The sequence below is a fragment of the Legionella navarrensis genome (genome assembly GCF_052527415.1).
Genome location: NZ_JBNVZR010000008.1, coordinates 19,143 through 37,779, shown reverse-complemented (window position 1 = coordinate 37,779; position 18,637 = coordinate 19,143). Strand labels below are relative to the sequence as shown.

Here is an 18,637-nt window from a genome sequence, read left to right as displayed (position 1 = left end):
GCCATGGTACTTCCGGTTATACATCACCCCCAGACAAGGTTTTTTATGATAGAAATGATTCGAAATATCGCCATCATCGCCCACGTGGATCATGGCAAAACGACGTTGGTTGACAAATTACTGCAACAAACCGGCACACTGAACGAACGCGCACCCAAAGTGGAGCGCCTGATGGATTCCAATGCCCTCGAAAAAGAGCGCGGCATTACCATTCTGGCAAAAAATACCTCCGTTCACTGGGAAGGTCACCGCATCAACATCGTAGACACCCCAGGACATGCCGACTTTGGTGGCGAGGTAGAGCGGATTCTGTCGATGGTAGACAGTGTGCTCCTGCTGGTAGACGCGGTTGATGGCCCCATGCCGCAGACTCGCTTCGTTACCCAGAAAGCCTTTGCCCGTGGCCTGAAGCCCATCGTTGTCATCAACAAAATTGACCGTCCTGGCGCACGTCCTGACTGGGTGATGGACCAGGTGTTCGATTTGTTCGATAACCTCGGCGCGACTGACGAGCAGCTGGATTTCCCTGTCGTATACGCGTCGGCCCTGAATGGTTACGCAAAGCTGGATCTGGATGACAACGCCACAGACATGAGCGCACTGTTTCAAACCATCGTGGATCGCGTCAGCCCGCCTGATGTGGACGAAGAAGGTCCATTTCAAATGCAAATCAGCTCGCTGGACTATTCATCCTACGTGGGCACCATTGGTATCGGACGTATTTCCCGTGGGCGCATTAAAGTAAAATCGCCGGTTAAAATTATCGACAAAGATGGCAATGTGCGCAGCGGCCGCCTCTTACAGCTGCTGGGTTTCAGCGGGCTGGATCGAGTGGAAGTGGAAGAAGCCAGTGCGGGACAGATTGTTGCCGTCACCGGTATTGAACAGTTAAACATATCCGACACCATTTGCGATCCCAATACAGTCGAAGCCATGCCGCCTCTGACTGTTGACGAGCCAACCATCAGCATGACCTTTCAGGTGAACGACTCACCACTGGCTGGTCAGGAAGGTAAGTTTGTCACCAGCCGTAAAATCCGCGAACGTCTGCAGACCGAATTGCTGCATAACGTGGCTCTGCGCGTTGAAGACACCGCTGATCCCGATAAATTCAGAGTGTCAGGGCGTGGAGAACTGCATTTATCCATTTTGATCGAAACCATGCGCCGTGAAGGTTACGAAATGGCCATCTGTAAGCCAGAGGTCATCATGCGCGAAGAAGATGGCAACATCCTCGAGCCCTATGAGCGCCTGACCGTAGACGTAGAAGAAGCCCACCAGGGCACCATTATGGAAAAGCTGGGTGAGCGTCGCGCTGAAATGCAAAACATGATGCCGGATGGCAAAGGCCGCGTTCGTCTGGACTACCTGGTTCCCACCCGCGGACTTATCGGCTTCCATACCGAATTTTTATCCAGCACCTCAGGAACAGGTCTGATGTACCACGTATACGACCATTACGGTCCGGCTATTAAAGGTCGTCTCGGTAAACGTGCCAATGGTGTACTGATTGCCAACTGCCCAGGTGTTGCGCGCGGTTTTGCCTTGTTTAACCTGCAGGATCGGGGTAAATTGTTCATTGAGCCACAGTTACTGTGCTACGAGGGCATGATCGTGGGCATTCACGCCCGTGACAACGATCTGGTTGTCAACGTTACCAAAGAGAAGCAGTTAACCAACATGCGGGCCTCTGGTACGGATGAACATATTCTCCTGACACCGCCTATCAGGCTGTCTCTGGAGCAGGCCCTGGAATTCATTGACGATGACGAGCTGGTGGAAGTAACACCACAGTCCATTCGTCTGCGAAAAAAGGAATTGAAGGAATCCGATCGCAAGCGAACCTCGCGGGCGAATAACAGCGAAGACTAAACAACATGAAGCCGACTTTTCAGCGCGTTATTCTTTATGCACGGCAACACCGTGCCAATCAAGGCGTCAATGAAAGTCTGCATCGTCTGGTGGAGTTTCTGCAGGAGCGGAAACTCCACACCTGCGTCGATGCCGAAACCGCAACGCATTTTTCCGTGGATTTGCCTGTTCTTGAACGCGAGCTCATGGGTACTCAGCGCGATCTGATTGTGGTAGTAGGTGGGGATGGCAGTCTTCTGTCGGCGGCTCGTATGGCCGTTGATGTTAACGTTCCGGTGATAGGCATTAACCGCGGGCGTCTCGGCTTTTTAACCGACATATCCCCTAATGAAATAGAAACCCAGCTGGGTGCCGTTCTTGATGGCAGCTACCATGAAGAGCAGCGCTTTCTGCTGGAAGCTGACATCCATGACAACAAAACCACCTATTTTCAAGGTAAAGCATTGAATGATGTGGTGCTGGGTCGTGGCAGTGAAACGCATTTGATTGAGTTTGATGTTTACATCGATCAACAATTTGTCAGCCACTATCGCTCCGATGGCATGATCCTGGCGACACCAACGGGCTCAACCGCCTACGCCCTGTCCTCCGGCGGCCCTATTATGCATCCTCAGCTAAATGCTATTGTTCTTGTGCCCATGTTCTCGCACAGTCTGAGCTCGCGACCACTGGTTGTAAACAGCAAGGCCGTGATTGATTTGCACATCAGTGAACACAACGAGAGCGATTTGCGTATCAGCTGCGACGGCCATGAATCACGCATGGTCAAACCCGGGCAGCATGTACGCATTAAAAAAAATGTCAACAGACTGCGTTTATTGCACCCTGCTGATTATCACTATTATGATACATTAAGAATGAAACTGGGTTGGGAATCAAAAAACCAGGGATAAATCATGCTGACCACCTTACGCATCGAAAATTTTGCTATCGTCAAACAACTGGAACTGGATTTTAGCCGAGGGATGACCGCGTTCACCGGAGAAACCGGTGCCGGAAAATCGATTATGATCGATGCCCTGATGCTGGCTCTGGGAGGCCGCGCAGACTCCTCTGCCATCCGAACGGGCGAGGAAAAATGCGACATCACGGCCGTTTTTCACCTGGATCTACAGACTGAACCCGCTGAATGGCTGAAAGAACACGACATAGCCTGTGACGATGGTGAGCTGGTGTTACGACGGGTTCTGTATGCGGAAGGACGCTCCAAATCCTCTATCAATGGCCAGCCATTCCCTTTGCAGAAGGTGAAGGAACTGAGTGAGATGCTCGTGCATATTCATGGGCAGCATCAGCACCAGACACTGCTGCAGCATGCTACGCATCGCCAGCAGCTGGATCGCTACGCCGCCCATGACGATCTGCTGTCCCAGGTTGGGCATTTGTACAGGGCCTGCCAAAAAACCAAGGCGGAGCTCGAAGCCCTGAGCCAGCTTGATAACTCCGATGATCGCCGCGATCTGCTGCGTTTTCAGCTGGACGAACTGCAGGCACTGAACCTGCAGGAAAACGAAATGCAACAGCTGCACGAAGAGCATCAATTGCTGCATCATGCCCACGATTATCTGCATAACACCCAACAAATCATGCATTTACTGCAGGCTGACGATCAACCCAGCCTCTGCCAGGGCCTGAATCAGGTCATCCATTATTTAAGTGAATTACCAGGCGAACAGGCGTCCATCAAAAACGCCATGGAATTGATGAACAGCGCACTGATTCAATGCGAAGAAACCATAGACGAAATACAGAGATTTGCTGAGCAGGTACAACTGGATCCCCAGCGTCTGCAGGAAGTGGAAGAGCGCATCAGCGCACTGCATCAGGCCGCACGAAAATACCATGTCGATGTGAAGGAGCTTCCCTCCCTGCTGCAGCGCCTGCAGGATGAGATAAAAAACTGCGAAGACGCCGATGAGCGGGTAAAGCAACTGCATGGCAAGTACCAGGAACAGAGCCAGGCCTACGAGCAGGCCGCTCTGGCGTTGCGGCAGTCAAGGCAGGCGTTCGCCGACAGGCTGGCGCAGGAAATCAGCGCCATTATACAACAGCTGGGCATGCCCAAAGGACGTGTCAGCATCGAGTTGAGTGCACTCGATAAAATGCAGCCCCATGGACTGGACAAAGTTGAGTACAAAGTCTGCACCAACCCAGGTATGGCACTCGACACTCTGAACAAGGTTGCGTCTGGCGGAGAATTATCGCGTATCAGCCTCGCAATCCAGATGATCACCGCCCAGCGCGGGGCTACCCCCACCCTGCTCTTCGATGAGGTAGACGTGGGCATTGGCGGTGCTACGGCCGCCCTGGTTGGCAAGCTGCTGAGGAATCTGGGTGAGCGTTTACAGGTATTCTGCGTCACACATCAGCCTCAGGTGGCATCCTCGGCCCACCATCATTTTGTCGTGGAAAAATACGACGACAAGGAACAGACCTTCTCGCGCATCATTGCACTGGATGAATCGGACAAAATCGATGAAATTGCCAGAATGCTGGGCGGTTTGACCATCACAGAACAGACGCGCTCTCATGCCCGGGAGCTGCTGGTTCAAAGCCACTAAGTAGTAGGTTGGGCCTTGGCCCAACAATCAGCCTGGATGCCAATTCCATGTTGGGCCAAGGCCCAACCTACTGCCTGTCAGGATCATTGTGCAGGTGTATTATTTTTAATAATTCGACGTACTAGTACTAAATGGAAACAGTACTAGATGACTTCCTCGCCAAAGGGATCAATCCGGTAAATTCTGATGGCCATGATGATCATCAGGCTGTTGTAGACTATGTTAATTCCGATATAACAGATAACGGCTCCCAGCAAGCCCAGCCAGTGAATGAGAACAATACTGGATATCAACTGCACCAGCAGCAGGCCTATCGTTAAGCGGGCGCCCGCTTCGCTGCCCTCATGTGAATACTGAATCATTTTGGACAAAGGCATGGATATCGCGTACGTTACGACGTTGATCAGGCAGGCATAGGTATAGGGCAAGGCATCAATGAAATTTGATTGATATAAAAGCAGAATTTGTTTTGCGAACAGACCAATAACAAGCATGATCACCAGGGAGATGGCAAAGCAAATCAGCATATATTTTTTCATCACCCTGAGCAGGCTTTCTCTGCTCTCGGCAAACGCGGCCGAGATATCTGGCCCTATGAGGATACCAATGGGAGCAATGGCGATAAAAGCCAGAGATATAATGGAGCTGACGGCTGAAAAAAGACCGACCGAATGCTCGTTGTGTCCCAGCCATTCAATCACCAGTAATGGAATGGCCGCAAAAACGTATTTATTGAGATTCTGGATAGTATATCCGTAGATCTTGCTTTTCCATTTCTGTTGTACAGCAGTGATCCACTGTCTGAACTGCTGCATAATGCCATGTTTTATGATGATAACCGAGGCCAGGACAATCAGAACGTAGCTGGCGATAAATCCCATCAACATAATGTGAGGGAAGTAACGCCTGTCGCCATGGAAAAAGACTGGGTAAATGTAAAAATAAATAATGAGACTGAGTATAAAATAACATAGCGTCTGCAAGAGACTCATGATGACAGCCGTACGCATGTAATTGATGGCGCGAAAGTATTGTATGTAGATGTTATAGGCTGACAATGCAACGGTAGCCCAAAGAAACAGGAACAGAGGATGGCTGATTTCAAACAGGCTCAACCCCATACTGGCCCTGCTGATCGCGATGATGCACAGGCTGATCAGCAGGCCACCCCCTATGATTAGAAAATAGACGGGTTTTAAAAACTGTTTAATATCCGTCGTCAGACCGGCAATTTCGCCAAATTTTTTCTGCACAAGCAATTTTGGAACGTAATAGGCAATGATGGAATCCACCCCCAGCGTTATCAGTGTAGACAGTAGCAGCAAGGCATTGGTCGCTACGGAAAAATCACCGAAAAGAGCCTCTCCAGCATGGCGGGCTACCAGCATATTGATGATAAACAACATGAACTGATCAGCAATGATGATAAACAGATTGAGGGCAAAATCCATATTTTAATTCTTACCGTGACAAGTGAAATAACTATACAGAATCAGTAAGTTATCTACCAGTATTACCTGACAACTCACAGACTTATCAACAGCTGACAGTGGCTTGGGATGCTGTGAACTTATTGATTTTTTTCTATATATATCATTAAGTTATAATTTTTATGCTCATTTTTTCTGACCGGAAACAAAATTATGAACAAAATTATCCACAGAGCATGGGCAGGCTCAGGCTCCTACACCATCCAGAACAAACTGTATGGGTTTGAGCGCGCTGTTTTTATCGCGTACAACAACCGTGGAGTATTTTTTGGAAATCGTGTACACAACAATAAAATCCCCGACCAGGTAAGCATCGGAATGCAGCGTGTAGGGGCTCATGTACACAGCAAAACCAAAGGGAATGCGAAAACCGGTAAAATGAAAGCTTTCCTTCTCCTGTCTGCCCAGGAGAATATGTCCGCTGCAATGCGGTGCGCGCGGCATCCAGAAGTGTGGCTGATCGTGATATTCGATGTATTCTCCACCACCATATTGCTGTTGGGTCAGGTAATTGCTCACGTAGTTTTTGCCCACATGAACCAGTGTTACCGGCAGATTTTCTTCCGATTCCAGACACAATGTATCGCCAATGGCCAGCAGTGAGGCATTGTAATAGGCGAGGTTTTCGCGGGTGGCCGTGACCACCGGTATTTCAATGGTCTGATTATCAATCAGCAGTCTACCGAGGCCACCCAGAATGTTTGCATCGGTTTCAACAATACTTTCTTCTGAAATCCAACGCCCAGACAAACAGGCATGCGCCGGGGGCGTCGAGATATCTGGCCGTTTGGCCGGGCTTCCCGCGTCAAGAGGACTGACTTCTCTGAACTCAACATCCAAATCACCATGATGGGAATGATTGATCAGCTGATAGGCTTTGCCGGGCTGAAAGTAACCCATAATATCGCGGGTAATCATATTAGCGTGAGGATCGCCGCCAATGCGATTCACAATTAATCTACCCAGATTTAATAGAATATTTTTAGGCAGGTTACGAATATTCATCAAATTATCACGCATGAGATCTATTCTCCTGTACAGGCTGCTGCAACATGGTTTGTGCTGGCCGCTACTCCTGGCTCAAGTGAGTGCGACGTTCATTCATTGTTTCGATACTGTTCACCACGGTCTGGCGGCAAATTTCATGCATGACCGGAATTTCTGTTAAGGATAAACCGGAGTGAATGGCATGAGCAATAAAAAAGCTATCCTGCCAGGTTTTTTCATTTTTTCGACCCCGTGATTTTAACCACAGACTGATCCAGAGAAAATGAAACAGCCATTTATCACGATGCCTTTCCAGTTCCTGCTCAAATACAGCATTAACGGCTTCGTCAATATTACAGACCCTGACGCCATTAACGAAGCTGCTGCAGCGGTTAACCAGTTTATCAATGTGGGCATTTTCGGTGTACCAGGACTCCGTAAACTGCTTATCATCCAGCCAGGCAAGGGAGCGCTTGAACGATGCCGCTACGATTTCCTGCGTGAAGGGCACTATCTGCACGCTTAACTCATTGATGATACTGTCTACGTCCATACGTTCCGGCACAAAATGAATGCCGGTCATCTCCTGGATTTCCAGTAAATGCAAATCCGGCATTGTCTGCTGAGCGATGGTCACGTCCAGGAAATGATTCGTGATTAAGGTGAGGTAATCCTCATCCACGTTACGCACCGTCACCGTCTCATCAAACGCTTCCTGGTAATAGGCCTTTGCTTCTGCAGCTGTCATGACAGGGGTTATCCAGGCATCCTTGATGCCAACACCCTCTTTGAACAACAGACCGCACAGGCGATTGCGCCGCCCTTGCCGGACGTGAATAAACAGGCCCTGCGCGCCGGTGCCATCAACTTCTGTCGCCTTGATTTGTATCGTGGGCGCTTTGGCCGCTTTTTGAAATACCACGCCCTTCATTCGCTGCAACTTAATCCAGTGATTAAAATGTTCATGACAGGCAGCAGGATACCAGCTCTTGATGGCCGATAAACGGGTCAGAGATTCGGAACTCAGGGTAATCGTCGCGATCAGGTGATCGAGGGTAGAAATGACCATTTCCCGCACATCAGGCTTCGGGTGCAGCAGAGCCAGCAGGGCAATGTCATGCCCCTCATTCAGGCTGCACAGATCAATAATCAGGTCAGCAAAAAATTCTACGGGCATCGCGTGACTTTGAGCAAAAAAATTATCCGCGATATCAAAAACAGACATATCCGATAACTCTTCTATCATGCTGCGAATAGCTTCCAGATGATCCTCTTCGTCCACGGACTCGTCGTCCTGTCCGGCTAAATCAAGATAGGCATCGCGTAATTCAGACGATAATTCAACATGAACATCATAAAAGGCATTCAGGACAGGCAGCCAGAAGCTTAAGCTGTGCCTGCCAGCACGGATGGCAAGCGCGAGGCGATGCATCAGCTGATTCAACACCTTGTCCCCCAGCTTATAACCGGTTTCCTGTGCCGACTGCAGCTGGGCAACGCAGATATCGATGGCAAATATGCACGCCGAATACAGTGAATTTCCTTCGTCAGCTTCCGCTTCATCCATGGCATTGATGATATCAACCAGCTGCACAACCAGACCGGGCTCGTGCAGAAAGGAGATAAAGTGCTGCGGTTCAGGACTGGCATCTGCCTCGATAAGCCCGGCAATTTCACTTATCCATTGCTGCAGACTGTCGGCTTGATCACTCATGTGTTTTTGGGGACCTGTCTTGGCTTTCCATGCTCATCGATGGCGACAAACACGAAGGTACCCTCGGTCACACAGAAACGCCCCTGACTGATAGCGGGCTCTGCCCATACTTCAACCGCAATGGTAATAGACGTATTGCCCTGTTTCACCAGATCGACATGACAGCTGACCACGTCGCCTACATGTACGGGCTTAAGAAAGGTCATGGAATGAATCGCTACCGTTGCTACCCGACCCTGGGCTATTTTTTTTGCCAGAACACCAGCCGCCAGGTCCATTTGCGATACCAGCCAGCCACCGAAGATATCGCCATTGGCATTGGTATCGGCAGGCATGGCCAGCGTCTGGATGGTGATTTCACCACGTGGAACAGACGTACTCATGAGCCACGCTTCAGTTTGGCCAGCGCATCTGCCATGGCCGTGTTAAAGACGCCTTTTTTGGCCACAGCAGGTTTTTTGTCCTGCTCTGGTTTTCTGCTGTGAGGCATGGCTTTCTTTATCGGCGCTGCTTTGGCTGACGGAGCCGGTTTTGTTGTTTTTTTCTGTTGCACAACAGGTGCTTTTTCAGTATCCAGGCGCATGCTCAGGCCAATGCGGCGGCGCTCTTTGTCTACTTCAACGACCTTAACGGTGACAATATCACCCGCTTTGACCAAAGTATGCGGATCGCTGATGAAACGATTGGTCATCGCTGAAATATGCACCAGACCGTCCTGATGTACACCAATGTCCACGAAGGCACCAAAATTAGTCACGTTACTGACAACGCCTTCAAGAATCATCCCCTCATGCAGGTCTTTGATGTCTTCCACGCCTTCTTTGAAACTGGCAGTCTTGAACTGTGGACGCGGGTCACGACCGGGTTTTTCCAGCTCTTTCAGCACATCCTGAATGGTTGGCAGGCCGAAATGCTCATCGACATAGTTTGCTGCATTCACGCTGTTCAACAAGCCGTGGTTGCCAATAATAGCGGCCAGATCGACTTTTTGTCCGGCCAGAATTTTTTCAACCAGGGGATAGGCTTCCGGATGAACAGATGACGCATCCAGTGGATTGTCGCCGTTCATAATCCGCAGGAATCCTGCCGCCTGCTGAAAACTCTTCTCGCCCATACGGGGTACATTTTTCAGCTGCTCGCGATTGACGAACACGCCGTGTTCGTCCCGCCAGGCGACCAGATTTTTAGCCAGCGTTTCGTTCAGGCCCGATACCTTGGTCAGCAGAGCGACGGAAGCTGTGTTCACATCCACGCCAACCGAATTCACGCAGTCCTCTACCACAGCATCCAGACTGCGTGCCAGACGGTTCTGGTTGACGTCGTGTTGATACTGACCCACGCCAATAGCCTTAGGTTCGATTTTTACCAGCTCAGCCAGGGGGTCCTGCAGGCGTCTGGCGATGGACACCGCGCCGCGGATACTGACGTCCAGATCAGGAAATTCGTCAGCAGCCAGCTGCGAGGCCGAATACACCGAGGCTCCGGCTTCGCTGACGGTGATTTTAGCCAGAGTCAGGTCAGGGTACATTTTCATTAAATCACCGACCAGACGCTCGGTTTCCCTTGAGCCGGTTCCATTACCAATACTGATGAGTGTGGCATTATGTCTGGCGGCCAGGCGTGCCAGTTCGGCGATGGCCTGATGCCATTCATTCTGCGGTGCGAATGGAAACACGGTGGCGTAATCAAGTACTTTGCCCGTGACATCGACAACAACGGCTTTCACACCGGTACGAATACCTGGATCCAGTCCAATGGTAACTTTCTGTCCGGCTGGGGCAGCCAGTAATAAATCACGCAGGTTTCTTGCAAACACATGAATCGCTTCTTCATCTGCAGACTCACGCAGACGCGACAGGAGCTCCAGCTCCAGCTTGGTAAACAGTTTCACTTTCCAGGTCATGCGGACCGTATCGAGCAGCCAGGCATCGGCTGCGCGCTGCTGATCGGCGATATTGAAAAAGGCGGCCATGCGCTTTTCACCATACTCGGCATCGGTGGGCAGACACAGGCTCAGCTGCAGCACTCCCTCACGACGCCCGCGAAACAGAGCAAGGGCTCGATGAGAAGGAATCTTTTTAACCAGCTCTTCGTAATTAAAATAATCGGTAAATTTATTAATGGTTGCTTTTTTACTGGTTGTGTTCTGGCTGGCTACGGATTTCAATACCCCGTTTTGCCACAGATACTCGCGCAGTTCATTGACCAGATCCGGATGCTCAGCAAAGTTTTCCATTAAAATCTGACGGGCGCCTTCCAGCGCGGCCTTGCTGTCTGGGACAGCAAGTTCCGGATTGACAAAGGCCTGAGCCTGAGTCTCCGGATCGAGGGATGGATCGCTTAAAATGGCGTCGGCCAGTGGCTGCAGGCCGGATTCCCGGGCTATCTGCGCCTTGGTTCGTCGTTTGGGTCGATACGGCAGATACAGGTCTTCGAGACGCGTTTTACTGTCTGCTGCCAGAATCTGCTGTTCCAGTTCAGGTGTGAGTTTTTCCTGCTCACGAATGGATTGCAGGACCACGTTTCTGCGTTCATCCAGCTCCCGGATATAGTAAAGACGCTCAGATAAAAGACGCAGCTGAGTATCGTCAAGACCCTCGGTAGCTTCTTTACGATAGCGAGCAATGAAGGGGACGGTCGCTCCCTCATCAAGCAAACGAATGGTTGTTTCTACCTGTGAAACCTTAACCTTAAGTTCCTGCGCAATTATCGCTGCAGCCGAGATTATCGCTTGAGCCATTAACATCCCCAAAAACACTGTATAAAAACCAGCACGCATTATATACCCCTACCTGGGTATTTTGCGAGTATTTGTTAATCTTTGAACATTGCCGTCACGCGCCACCCGGTTCCGCCCATCATTACCTCTTGTAATGTGAGCTGAACGGATGAATGTGACGGCTGAAGCATTACTCCACGGTAACGGATTTGGCAAGATTACGTGGCTGATCAACATCGGTTCCTTTGGCAACCGCCACATGATAGGCCAGTAACTGCAGTGGAATAGTGTAAATAATCGGAGCAATCCAGCTGCTGCAGGCAGGAACCGGAATCAGAATGGCGCCATTGACGGGCCATGCCTGAGCGTCGTCAACGAAGACAATCAGCTGACCGCCTCGGGCGTTGACTTCGTGCAGGTTGGATTTTAACTTGTCCAGTAACTCATCGTTAGGAGCAACCGCAATCACGGGCATGTCTTTGTCAACCAGAGCCAGTGGGCCATGCTTTAACTCCCCTGCCGGATAGGCTTCGGCATGAATATAGGAGATTTCCTTCAGCTTCAGCGCACCTTCCATCGCAACGGGATACTGAACACCACGCCCGAGGAACAGGGCGTGCGCCTTATTGACAAAGGTTTTCGCCAGAGATTCGATCTTGCTGTTAATCAGGAGGGCGCGCTCACAACTGGATGGCAGTTCACGGATCTGATCAAGCACCGTGTGTGCCCGCTCGTCGGGGCACAGTGCCGCAGACAGCATCAGAAAGGCGGCCAGCTGCGTGGTAAATGCCTTGGTTGAAGCAACCCCTATTTCCGCGCCGGCACGGGTTAAAAAGACCGCATCGGCTTCGCGCACCATGGAACTGGTAGCTACGTTGCAAATCGCCAGACTGCCGAGGTAGTTCATTGACTTGGCTTTATGCAGAGCCGCCAGGGTATCTGCCGTTTCACCCGACTGTGACACCGTAATAAACAGGGTATTTTCAGGAACAACCACATCACGGTAGCGATACTCACTGGCTATTTCAACCTGCGTTGGCAGGCCGGCCAGCGACTCCAGCCAGTAGCGCGCAACCATCCCTGCGTGGTAACTGGTTCCACAGGCTACGATATGGATATTTTTCACTCGAGTGAATAACTCAGATGCCTTTTCACCATAACTGCGTCTCAGCACGTCCAGTGTTGCTGTCCGACCTTCGAGTGTATCGGCCAGTACTTTGGTCTGCTCGTAAATTTCCTTGAGCATGAAATGGCGGTAGGGGCCTTTTGTGACAGCCTGGCTTTCTTCATCCAGGGGATGTTTCTGGCGAATCACAGGATTGTTCTCGTCATCGAAAATCTCCACCTGACCGCGACATAAACGGACACTGTCGCCCTCTTCCAGGTAAATGACATCCTGCGCGAAAGAACGCAGCGCCATGGCATCGGATGCAATAAACTGTTCATCAATACCAAGGCCGACCACCAGCGGACTGCCACGGCGAACTGCAATCAATTCCTGTGTGCGCAGCTGATGAATCACCCCCAGCGCGAAAGCACCGTGCATCTGCATGGCGGCTTCCTGGACGGCCAGCAGCAGATCTTCATGTTGCTGATAGTGGTAATGAATCAGATGTGCCGCAACTTCGGTATCTGTTTCTGATGTAAATTCATAGCCGATAGAACGCAGATAGTGACGGAGCTGTTCGTGGTTTTCGATGATGCCGTTATGCACAACGGCAATCTGACCATTGGACATGTGAGGGTGAGCGTTTTGCTCAGAAGGTCTGCCATGTGTTGCCCAGCGCGTATGCGCAACACCGGTGTTGCCGGTTATAGAGGTCTCCTGCATGGCATCGGCCAGTGCCTGTACCTTTCCCTGCACGCGCACCCGTTTCAATCGGCCAGCTGCATCCAGTACGGCAATACCCGCAGAATCGTAGCCACGATACTCAAGTCGACGTAATCCTTCCAGCAAAACTCGACTGATATCACGCTGAGATACGGCACCAACAATCCCACACATAGCCTTTACTCCTTACAATATCCAGTAATCGTCCTCGTTTTAATCGAGAACAGGCGTCAATTAAAATGGACTGTATTTATACAGTATACACCCACACTGGAGAACAGGTGGGAAAAAGATCAAGTATGCCTTAAATCCTGGGCTATGAAAAGCAGAGGAGGATCGCCCATCAGGGCTGTCCCATTTTAATTTGAACTGAAGTTAATCAGTTGGCACGATCTGCTGCCTTCTCCCTTGAGGGTGAAGGCAGCAGAGCTGACCTTTTAGAGGAATCAGGTTGATTTTCAGGCACCGGCCTTGACAAAGGCTGGCTTTTGACAATCCGTTTCATAACCGTGTGCGTTCAGAACCTTGCAGATATCCCAGGCCAGCAGGTTGTGTGCGCGCGTGCCAGGATGGACTTCATCCCAGAACAGATATTCATCCGGTTTTTCACAGACATTGAAATTTTTCTCGCCCGCCGCAAACGAAGAATCGCGATAGTTCAGTACCTGTGCATATTCCAGCACAAAATTTCCGGCAAACGGCGATTGGGCCAGGCCGGCAAACATGGGCAGCTTCACGTCAATACAGGCATCGCTGGTATTCGCCAGTCCATAATCCTGGGGTTTATCAAAGGCCCTGGCGAGGAATGTCTGCAGATCGATGTACGTATAATCAACCTCAGACTCATCGCCCTGCCATTCGACAACCTTGTCTGCCAGGCGTTCATTGTGCCAGCGTATGGCGACGTCAATGACATCCCGGTCAGATGTGTTGGCAAATTTTGGTGACCAGGCCACAGAGGGCAATCCGAGAATGACAACGTGTCTTGCTCCGGCGCGGGTCAGCTTATGAACCGAGCTGTCAATGCTGCCAATCACGTTATCTACGTAATCACTCATCAGATCGGTGTCATAATTCTCCTCAAAACGCAGGGCATTCAGATAATCGTTGCCACCGGAAAAGACAAAATACACCGTTTTATTGTCCAGTTTCGGATGGGTCAGCAGATACGCCTGAACCGTCAATCCCAGACTGGGTGGAATCAGCTTACCCACGACCAGCGCCTTGAGGGAGTTGATGGGATGACGAATCAGATTCCAGGTGGTCAGCTGGTAATCGTAGGTTTGCGCCCAACTGCCGCCAAAAGCCTGGTTATTAAAGTATCTGGTGTCTTCCTTATCAATGAACAGCATTCCGGCCAGATACTCATTCCAGACGCGTCCGTTGGAAAAACGTGATTGCCAGTATGGGTCGCCGGGCAGAACGGGAACGCTGCGCACCTTGGTTACAATCGACGCCAGCATGGGAGCCAGTTCTTCGTCAAAAAAGGCGGTCACCAGCTCGATGCCGGCATTCAGTACCGCAGTCGGCACATACCAGGAATCGGCAAACTCGTTCATTTTATTGAGAACAAATGTTTTCAGCGGTTTAACAAGATAGGATGGGCTCTCGTCTTTTCTCAGACTTTTCAGTAAATGGGTTGTGTTTCCAATGTCGGAAAGGCTGTCACCGAAAACGACCATTGAGGTAACGGGTGCAGCAGCCTGCAGATTGAACGACAGGCACAGTCCTGCAATACCCGACAGCAGACTCGTCCTTGCGCGATATGACATACGATCTCTCCATTGAATGTTATGTATGTTCGGTCCATGTTTTCATGGCCCCAAGATTACCCCTGAAAACTTTTTACTGTCAAACAATTTGCTCATAAAAAAATCGCTACTGGATACACGATCAGCTGTGTCAGGATTTTTTCATGATCCTTTCCTTATCGCGCTTCCAGTCGCGATCCTTAACGGCATCCCGCTTGTCATGCACTTTTTTACCCTTGGCCAGCGCCAGTTTCATTTTTACGCGGTTCCTGCCCCAGTAAAGCGACAGGGGAATCAGCGTATACCCCTGCCGTTCCACGCTGCCAATCAACTGATTCAGCTCTCTGCGGTTTAACAGCAGTTTGCGTGTGCGCGTGGGATCCGGGTGCAGGTGAGTCGCGGCTGTGTTTAAGGGCTGTATCTGCGCTCCCAGCAAAAATGCTTCGCCGTATTTCACGATCACATGCGCATCGGATAAATTGATTCGGCCGGCGCGCAGGCTTTTCACCTCCCAGCCTTCCAACACAAGGCCGGCCTCCAGCTCGTTTTCGATAAAATAATCAAAACGGGCTTTTTTATTAAGCGCAATCGTCGCGCTGTGAGGGTTCTTACTGGTCATCTTTCTGCCTGAATTTAAAAAACTTAATGCTTTAGAGTATACACTAATCTTCGCGGCTATCAGACAAATATAAGCGCGGCTTGCTTATGGACATCAATTTGCAATACGATAAGTCTGATCTGTCTTTATCAGGGAGCGTTCATGATCGTTGGCGAAGCGGTGCCTAATGTTGTTTTCAGTACCACCAGTAAACCGGAAGAGCATCTTGCCGATTACCGAGGCAAATGGCTTGTCCTTTATTTTTACCCCAAAGATGCCACGCCGGGCTGTACTGTTGAAGGCCGGGATTTTCGTGATGCCCATGCGCAGTTTCAGGCTCTGAACGCGGTCGTTCTGGGTGTTTCCCGTGACTCCATCAGCTCTCATGATAATTTCAAATGCAAACAGGAGTTCCCCTTTGATCTCATCAGTGACGCGGACGAATCACTTTGCCAGTTATTTGACGTGATCAAAATAAAATCGATGTATGGCAAAAAAATGCGCGGAATCGAGCGCAGCACGTTCATCATAAACCCCGAAGGAATCCTTATGCATGAATGGCGCCGGGTGCGCGTAATCGGGCATGTGGACGCCGTATTATCGACATTAAAAGCCTTGCAGGCTTAGGGGAAACGTATGCATACCAGCGAAACACGACCAAAACTGTTTATTCTCGACACCAACATCATGATGAGCGATCCGTCGGCTATTTATCGCTTTGAAGAGAACGATGTTTATCTGCCCATGGTGGTGCTTGAAGAACTGGACAGCCACAAAACGGGGTTGTCTGAAATTGCCCGTAACGTACGACAGACCAACCGCATGCTGGACGAACTGATGAGCGGTGCCAGTCATGAACAGATCGTAGCAGGCCTGCCTATTCCTGGGATCTACAAAACCGATAAGGCGAAAAGTACAGGCCGCCTGTTTTTCCAGACGGATGATTTTGAAGAGATCAACGTGTCGTCTCTGCCGGGTCACAAGGCAGATAATACCATTCTGGCCACTGCGCTGGGCCTGCAGAAAAAACTGCCGGAACGCAGCATTATCATTATTTCCAAAGACATTAACTTACGCATCAAGGCCGGTATTCTTGGTATCGCCGCGGAAGATTACTACAATGATCAGGTGGTTGATGACGTCAGCCTGCTGCACCGTGGTCTTCATGTTCTTGAGAATAATTTCTGGGATACGCATTCAAAAGATATGAATGCCTGGCAGGAAGGCGGCCGCACCTTTTATAAAATTACAGGTCCACTGATCAAGCACTGGAACCCGAATGACTGCCTGTGTACCGAAGATAATCAGTTTCAGGCTATTGTGAAGAAAATAAGTACCGATCATGCCATCGTTCAGATTGCCCGTGACTTCACACAAAGCAAACACACCGTCTGGGGTATTACAGCCCGCAACCGCGAGCAGAACTTCTCGCTGAATCTGCTGCTGGATCCCGATGTGGATTTCCTTACCCTGCAGGGCTCGGCAGGTACGGGTAAAACACTGCTGACCATTGCTGCCGGCCTGACTCAGGTTCTTGATCAGAATCGTTACGCTGAAATCATCATGACCCGCGTGACCATACCGGTAGGTGAAGATATTGGCTTTCTGCCCGGCACAGAAGAAGAAAAAATGACGCCGTGGATGGGTGCGTTAATGGATAATCTCGAGGTTCTGCATGGCACTCAGGAGGGAGGCAGCTTTGGCCGCGGCGCTACAGCCGATCTGCTGCAAAGCAAAATCAAAATCCGTTCGCTTAACTTCATGCGTGGCCGGACCTTTTTAAACCGCTTCATTATCATCGACGAAGCGCAGAACCTGACGGCCAAGCAAATTAAAACGCTGGTGACACGGGCAGGCCCCGGCAGCAAGATCATCTGCCTCGGCGACATCAAACAGATAGACACCCCGTATCTGACAGAAACCACTTCCGGTCTGACCTTTGCGGTGGACCGCTTCAAGCATTGGGAATACAGTGCGCATATGACCCTGACCCGCGGAGAGCGCTCAAGGCTTGCCTACTACGCTGCCGAACACCTATAGTAGTCCGCTTCGACTCCAGGGCCGAAGCGTTTTTTTTTTACGTGGGAAAACATACTATGAGCATCCAGGCAATCACCTTTGACGACGTGTTGTTAGTTCCGGCCTATAACCATCACGAATCAAGACGCGTGGTCGAAATTGACATGACCGACAGACTGTCCAGACTTTCGCTGAAACTGCCTGTAATCAGTTCGAATATGGATACCATCACAGAAAGCGGCATGGCCAACTACATGCACAGCAAAGGCGGAATTGGCGCTCTGCATCGCTTCATGTCGATCGAAGACAACGTGGCTGACTTCAAACGCTGTACCGGTCAGGTCTTTGTTTCGATAGGCTGCACAACTCAGGAGTTGCAGCGTGCGGAAGCCCTGCGTGATGCCGGCGCGGTTTTTTTCTGTGTCGATGTGGCGCATGCGCATGCCAAATACGTGGGAAAAACGCTTAAGAACCTGCGTCAGATGCTGGGGAGCCGCTGCATCATGGCCGGTAACGTCGCGACCTATGCCGGCGCTGATTATCTGGCCTCCTGTGGCGCCGATATCATCAAGGCGGGCATTGGCGGCGGCTCTGTGTGCAGCACGCGGATCAAAACCGGTTTTGGCATCCCGATGCTGACCTGCATTCAGGATTGCGCCCGCAGTGATCGTTCGATTGTCGCCGATGGCGGGATTCGCAGCGCCGGCGACATCGTCAAGGCACTGGCCTTTGGCGCTGATTTTGTCATGATTGGCGGCATGCTCGCTGGAACCGAGCCGACACCAGGCAAGGTATTAACCAAAGCCGATGGCAGTAAGGTTAAAATGTACCGCGGCATGGCATCCCGCGAAGCACAGGAAGAGTTTCTTGGCCAGATGCACGAATGGAAAACAGCCGAAGGCGTGGCAACCGAAGTGCCCCTTCGTACGGATCAGGATGTGATTATCGCTGACATTATCGGCGGACTGCGCTCCGGACTGACCTACGCCGGTGCCGACAGTATTTCCGAGCTGCAGCGCAAGCTGAATTACGTCACCATCACCGCCGCCGGACGTACCGAAAGCCTTCCGCACAAGTTGCTTAAGTAGGTGAGTC

At 50.7% G+C, this 18,637-nt stretch carries 14 protein-coding genes; 6 read left to right on the top strand and 8 right to left on the bottom strand.

Annotation, left to right across the window (positions count from 1 at the left end):
* The first annotated feature begins 45 nt into the window (after window positions 1-45).
* From typA to recN, 3 genes are read left to right on the top strand one after another with little or no spacing between them, the layout of a single operon-like run.
* Window positions 46-1,872: a translational GTPase TypA gene (typA, locus tag ACQUTA_RS06435; RefSeq protein WP_444987402.1), complete on the top strand. Its 1,827-nt coding sequence runs from the start codon at window positions 46-48 to the stop codon at window positions 1,870-1,872.
* Window positions 1,873-1,877: 5 nt separating this feature from the next.
* On the top strand, window positions 1,878-2,765 hold the full coding sequence (locus tag ACQUTA_RS06430) for an NAD(+) kinase (protein WP_444987401.1): 888 nt from the start codon (window positions 1,878-1,880) through the stop codon (window positions 2,763-2,765).
* Between the two features lie 3 nt (window positions 2,766-2,768).
* A complete protein-coding gene (recN, locus tag ACQUTA_RS06425; RefSeq protein WP_444987400.1) occupies window positions 2,769-4,433 on the top strand; it encodes a DNA repair protein RecN in 1,665 nt (554 codons plus the stop codon).
* Between the two features lie 143 nt (window positions 4,434-4,576).
* Here the strand turns inward: recN and ACQUTA_RS06420 are convergent, their stop codons facing one another.
* The 8 genes from ACQUTA_RS06420 to smpB all read right to left on the bottom strand — a co-directional run bounded on the left by ACQUTA_RS06420 (window position 4,577) and on the right by smpB (window position 15,544).
* Window positions 4,577-5,884, bottom strand: a complete 1,308-nt coding sequence (locus ACQUTA_RS06420) for an oligosaccharide flippase family protein (RefSeq protein ID WP_444987399.1) — start codon at window positions 5,882-5,884, stop codon at window positions 4,577-4,579.
* Window positions 5,885-6,109: 225 nt separating this feature from the next.
* On the bottom strand, window positions 6,110-6,943 hold the full coding sequence (locus ACQUTA_RS06415; protein ID WP_444987398.1) for a hypothetical protein: 834 nt from the start codon (window positions 6,941-6,943) through the stop codon (window positions 6,110-6,112).
* Window positions 6,944-6,992: 49 nt separating this feature from the next.
* Window positions 6,993-8,624 carry a Y4lR C-terminal helical domain-containing protein gene (locus ACQUTA_RS06410; protein ID WP_444987397.1) on the bottom strand — a complete coding sequence of 544 codons (1,632 nt, stop codon included), beginning with the start codon at window positions 8,622-8,624 and terminating at the stop codon, window positions 6,993-6,995.
* A complete protein-coding gene (gene yciA, locus ACQUTA_RS06405) occupies window positions 8,621-9,007 on the bottom strand; it encodes an acyl-CoA thioester hydrolase YciA (protein ID WP_444987396.1) in 387 nt (128 codons plus the stop codon). The genes ACQUTA_RS06410 and yciA overlap by 4 nt, the downstream gene beginning before the upstream one ends.
* Window positions 9,004-11,364 carry a Tex family protein gene (locus tag ACQUTA_RS06400; protein WP_444987395.1) on the bottom strand — a complete coding sequence of 787 codons (2,361 nt, stop codon included), beginning with the start codon at window positions 11,362-11,364 and terminating at the stop codon, window positions 9,004-9,006. The genes yciA and ACQUTA_RS06400 overlap by 4 nt, the downstream gene beginning before the upstream one ends.
* A 169-nt stretch (window positions 11,365-11,533) precedes the next feature.
* Window positions 11,534-13,348: a glutamine--fructose-6-phosphate transaminase (isomerizing) gene (gene glmS, locus ACQUTA_RS06395; protein WP_444987394.1), complete on the bottom strand. Its 1,815-nt coding sequence runs from the start codon at window positions 13,346-13,348 to the stop codon at window positions 11,534-11,536.
* A gap of 284 nt (window positions 13,349-13,632) precedes the next feature.
* Window positions 13,633-14,946, bottom strand: coding sequence for a lysophospholipase/glycerophospholipid:cholesterol acyltransferase PlaC (gene plaC, locus ACQUTA_RS06390; RefSeq protein ID WP_444987393.1), 1,314 nt, complete (start codon window positions 14,944-14,946; stop codon window positions 13,633-13,635).
* 130 nt (window positions 14,947-15,076) lie between these two features.
* Window positions 15,077-15,544, bottom strand: coding sequence for an SsrA-binding protein SmpB (gene smpB / locus ACQUTA_RS06385; protein ID WP_444987392.1), 468 nt, complete (start codon window positions 15,542-15,544; stop codon window positions 15,077-15,079).
* Window positions 15,545-15,685: 141 nt separating this feature from the next.
* Between smpB and ACQUTA_RS06380 the strand changes: the two genes are divergently transcribed.
* The 3 genes from ACQUTA_RS06380 to ACQUTA_RS06370 are packed head-to-tail and all read left to right on the top strand — an operon-like array spanning window position 15,686 to window position 18,630.
* Window positions 15,686-16,150 (top strand): peroxiredoxin, encoded by a 465-nt coding sequence (locus tag ACQUTA_RS06380; protein ID WP_444987391.1) that lies wholly within the window; start codon window positions 15,686-15,688, stop codon window positions 16,148-16,150.
* A 9-nt stretch (window positions 16,151-16,159) separates the two neighbouring features.
* Window positions 16,160-17,563 carry a PhoH family protein gene (locus ACQUTA_RS06375; protein WP_444987390.1) on the top strand — a complete coding sequence of 468 codons (1,404 nt, stop codon included), beginning with the start codon at window positions 16,160-16,162 and terminating at the stop codon, window positions 17,561-17,563.
* A gap of 56 nt (window positions 17,564-17,619) precedes the next feature.
* Window positions 17,620-18,630, top strand: a complete 1,011-nt coding sequence (locus ACQUTA_RS06370) for a guanosine monophosphate reductase (protein ID WP_444987389.1) — start codon at window positions 17,620-17,622, stop codon at window positions 18,628-18,630.
* Window positions 18,631-18,637: the final 7 nt, after the last annotated feature.

Bases quoted from the DNA above. Each gene is read 5' to 3' on its own strand.
- ACQUTA_RS06375 (WP_444987390.1), top strand. From the start codon at position 16,160: ATGCATACCAGCGAAACACGACCAAAACTGTTTATTCTCGACACCAAC.
- ACQUTA_RS06430 (WP_444987401.1), top strand. From the start codon at position 1,878: ATGAAGCCGACTTTTCAGCGCGTTATTCTTTATGCACGGCAACACCGT.
- glmS (WP_444987394.1), bottom strand. From the start codon at position 13,348: ATGTGTGGGATTGTTGGTGCCGTATCTCAGCGTGATATCAGTCGAGTT.
- ACQUTA_RS06410 (WP_444987397.1), bottom strand. From the start codon at position 8,624: ATGAGTGATCAAGCCGACAGTCTGCAGCAATGGATAAGTGAAATTGCC.
- ACQUTA_RS06370 (WP_444987389.1), top strand. From the start codon at position 17,620: ATGAGCATCCAGGCAATCACCTTTGACGACGTGTTGTTAGTTCCGGCC.
- smpB (WP_444987392.1), bottom strand. From the start codon at position 15,544: ATGACCAGTAAGAACCCTCACAGCGCGACGATTGCGCTTAATAAAAAA.
- yciA (WP_444987396.1), bottom strand. From the start codon at position 9,007: ATGAGTACGTCTGTTCCACGTGGTGAAATCACCATCCAGACGCTGGCC.
- ACQUTA_RS06420 (WP_444987399.1), bottom strand. From the start codon at position 5,884: ATGGATTTTGCCCTCAATCTGTTTATCATCATTGCTGATCAGTTCATG.
- ACQUTA_RS06415 (WP_444987398.1), bottom strand. From the start codon at position 6,943: ATGCGTGATAATTTGATGAATATTCGTAACCTGCCTAAAAATATTCTA.
- plaC (WP_444987393.1), bottom strand. From the start codon at position 14,946: ATGTCATATCGCGCAAGGACGAGTCTGCTGTCGGGTATTGCAGGACTG.
- ACQUTA_RS06380 (WP_444987391.1), top strand. From the start codon at position 15,686: ATGATCGTTGGCGAAGCGGTGCCTAATGTTGTTTTCAGTACCACCAGT.
- typA (WP_444987402.1), top strand. From the start codon at position 46: ATGATAGAAATGATTCGAAATATCGCCATCATCGCCCACGTGGATCAT.
- recN (WP_444987400.1), top strand. From the start codon at position 2,769: ATGCTGACCACCTTACGCATCGAAAATTTTGCTATCGTCAAACAACTG.
- ACQUTA_RS06400 (WP_444987395.1), bottom strand. From the start codon at position 11,364: ATGGCTCAAGCGATAATCTCGGCTGCAGCGATAATTGCGCAGGAACTT.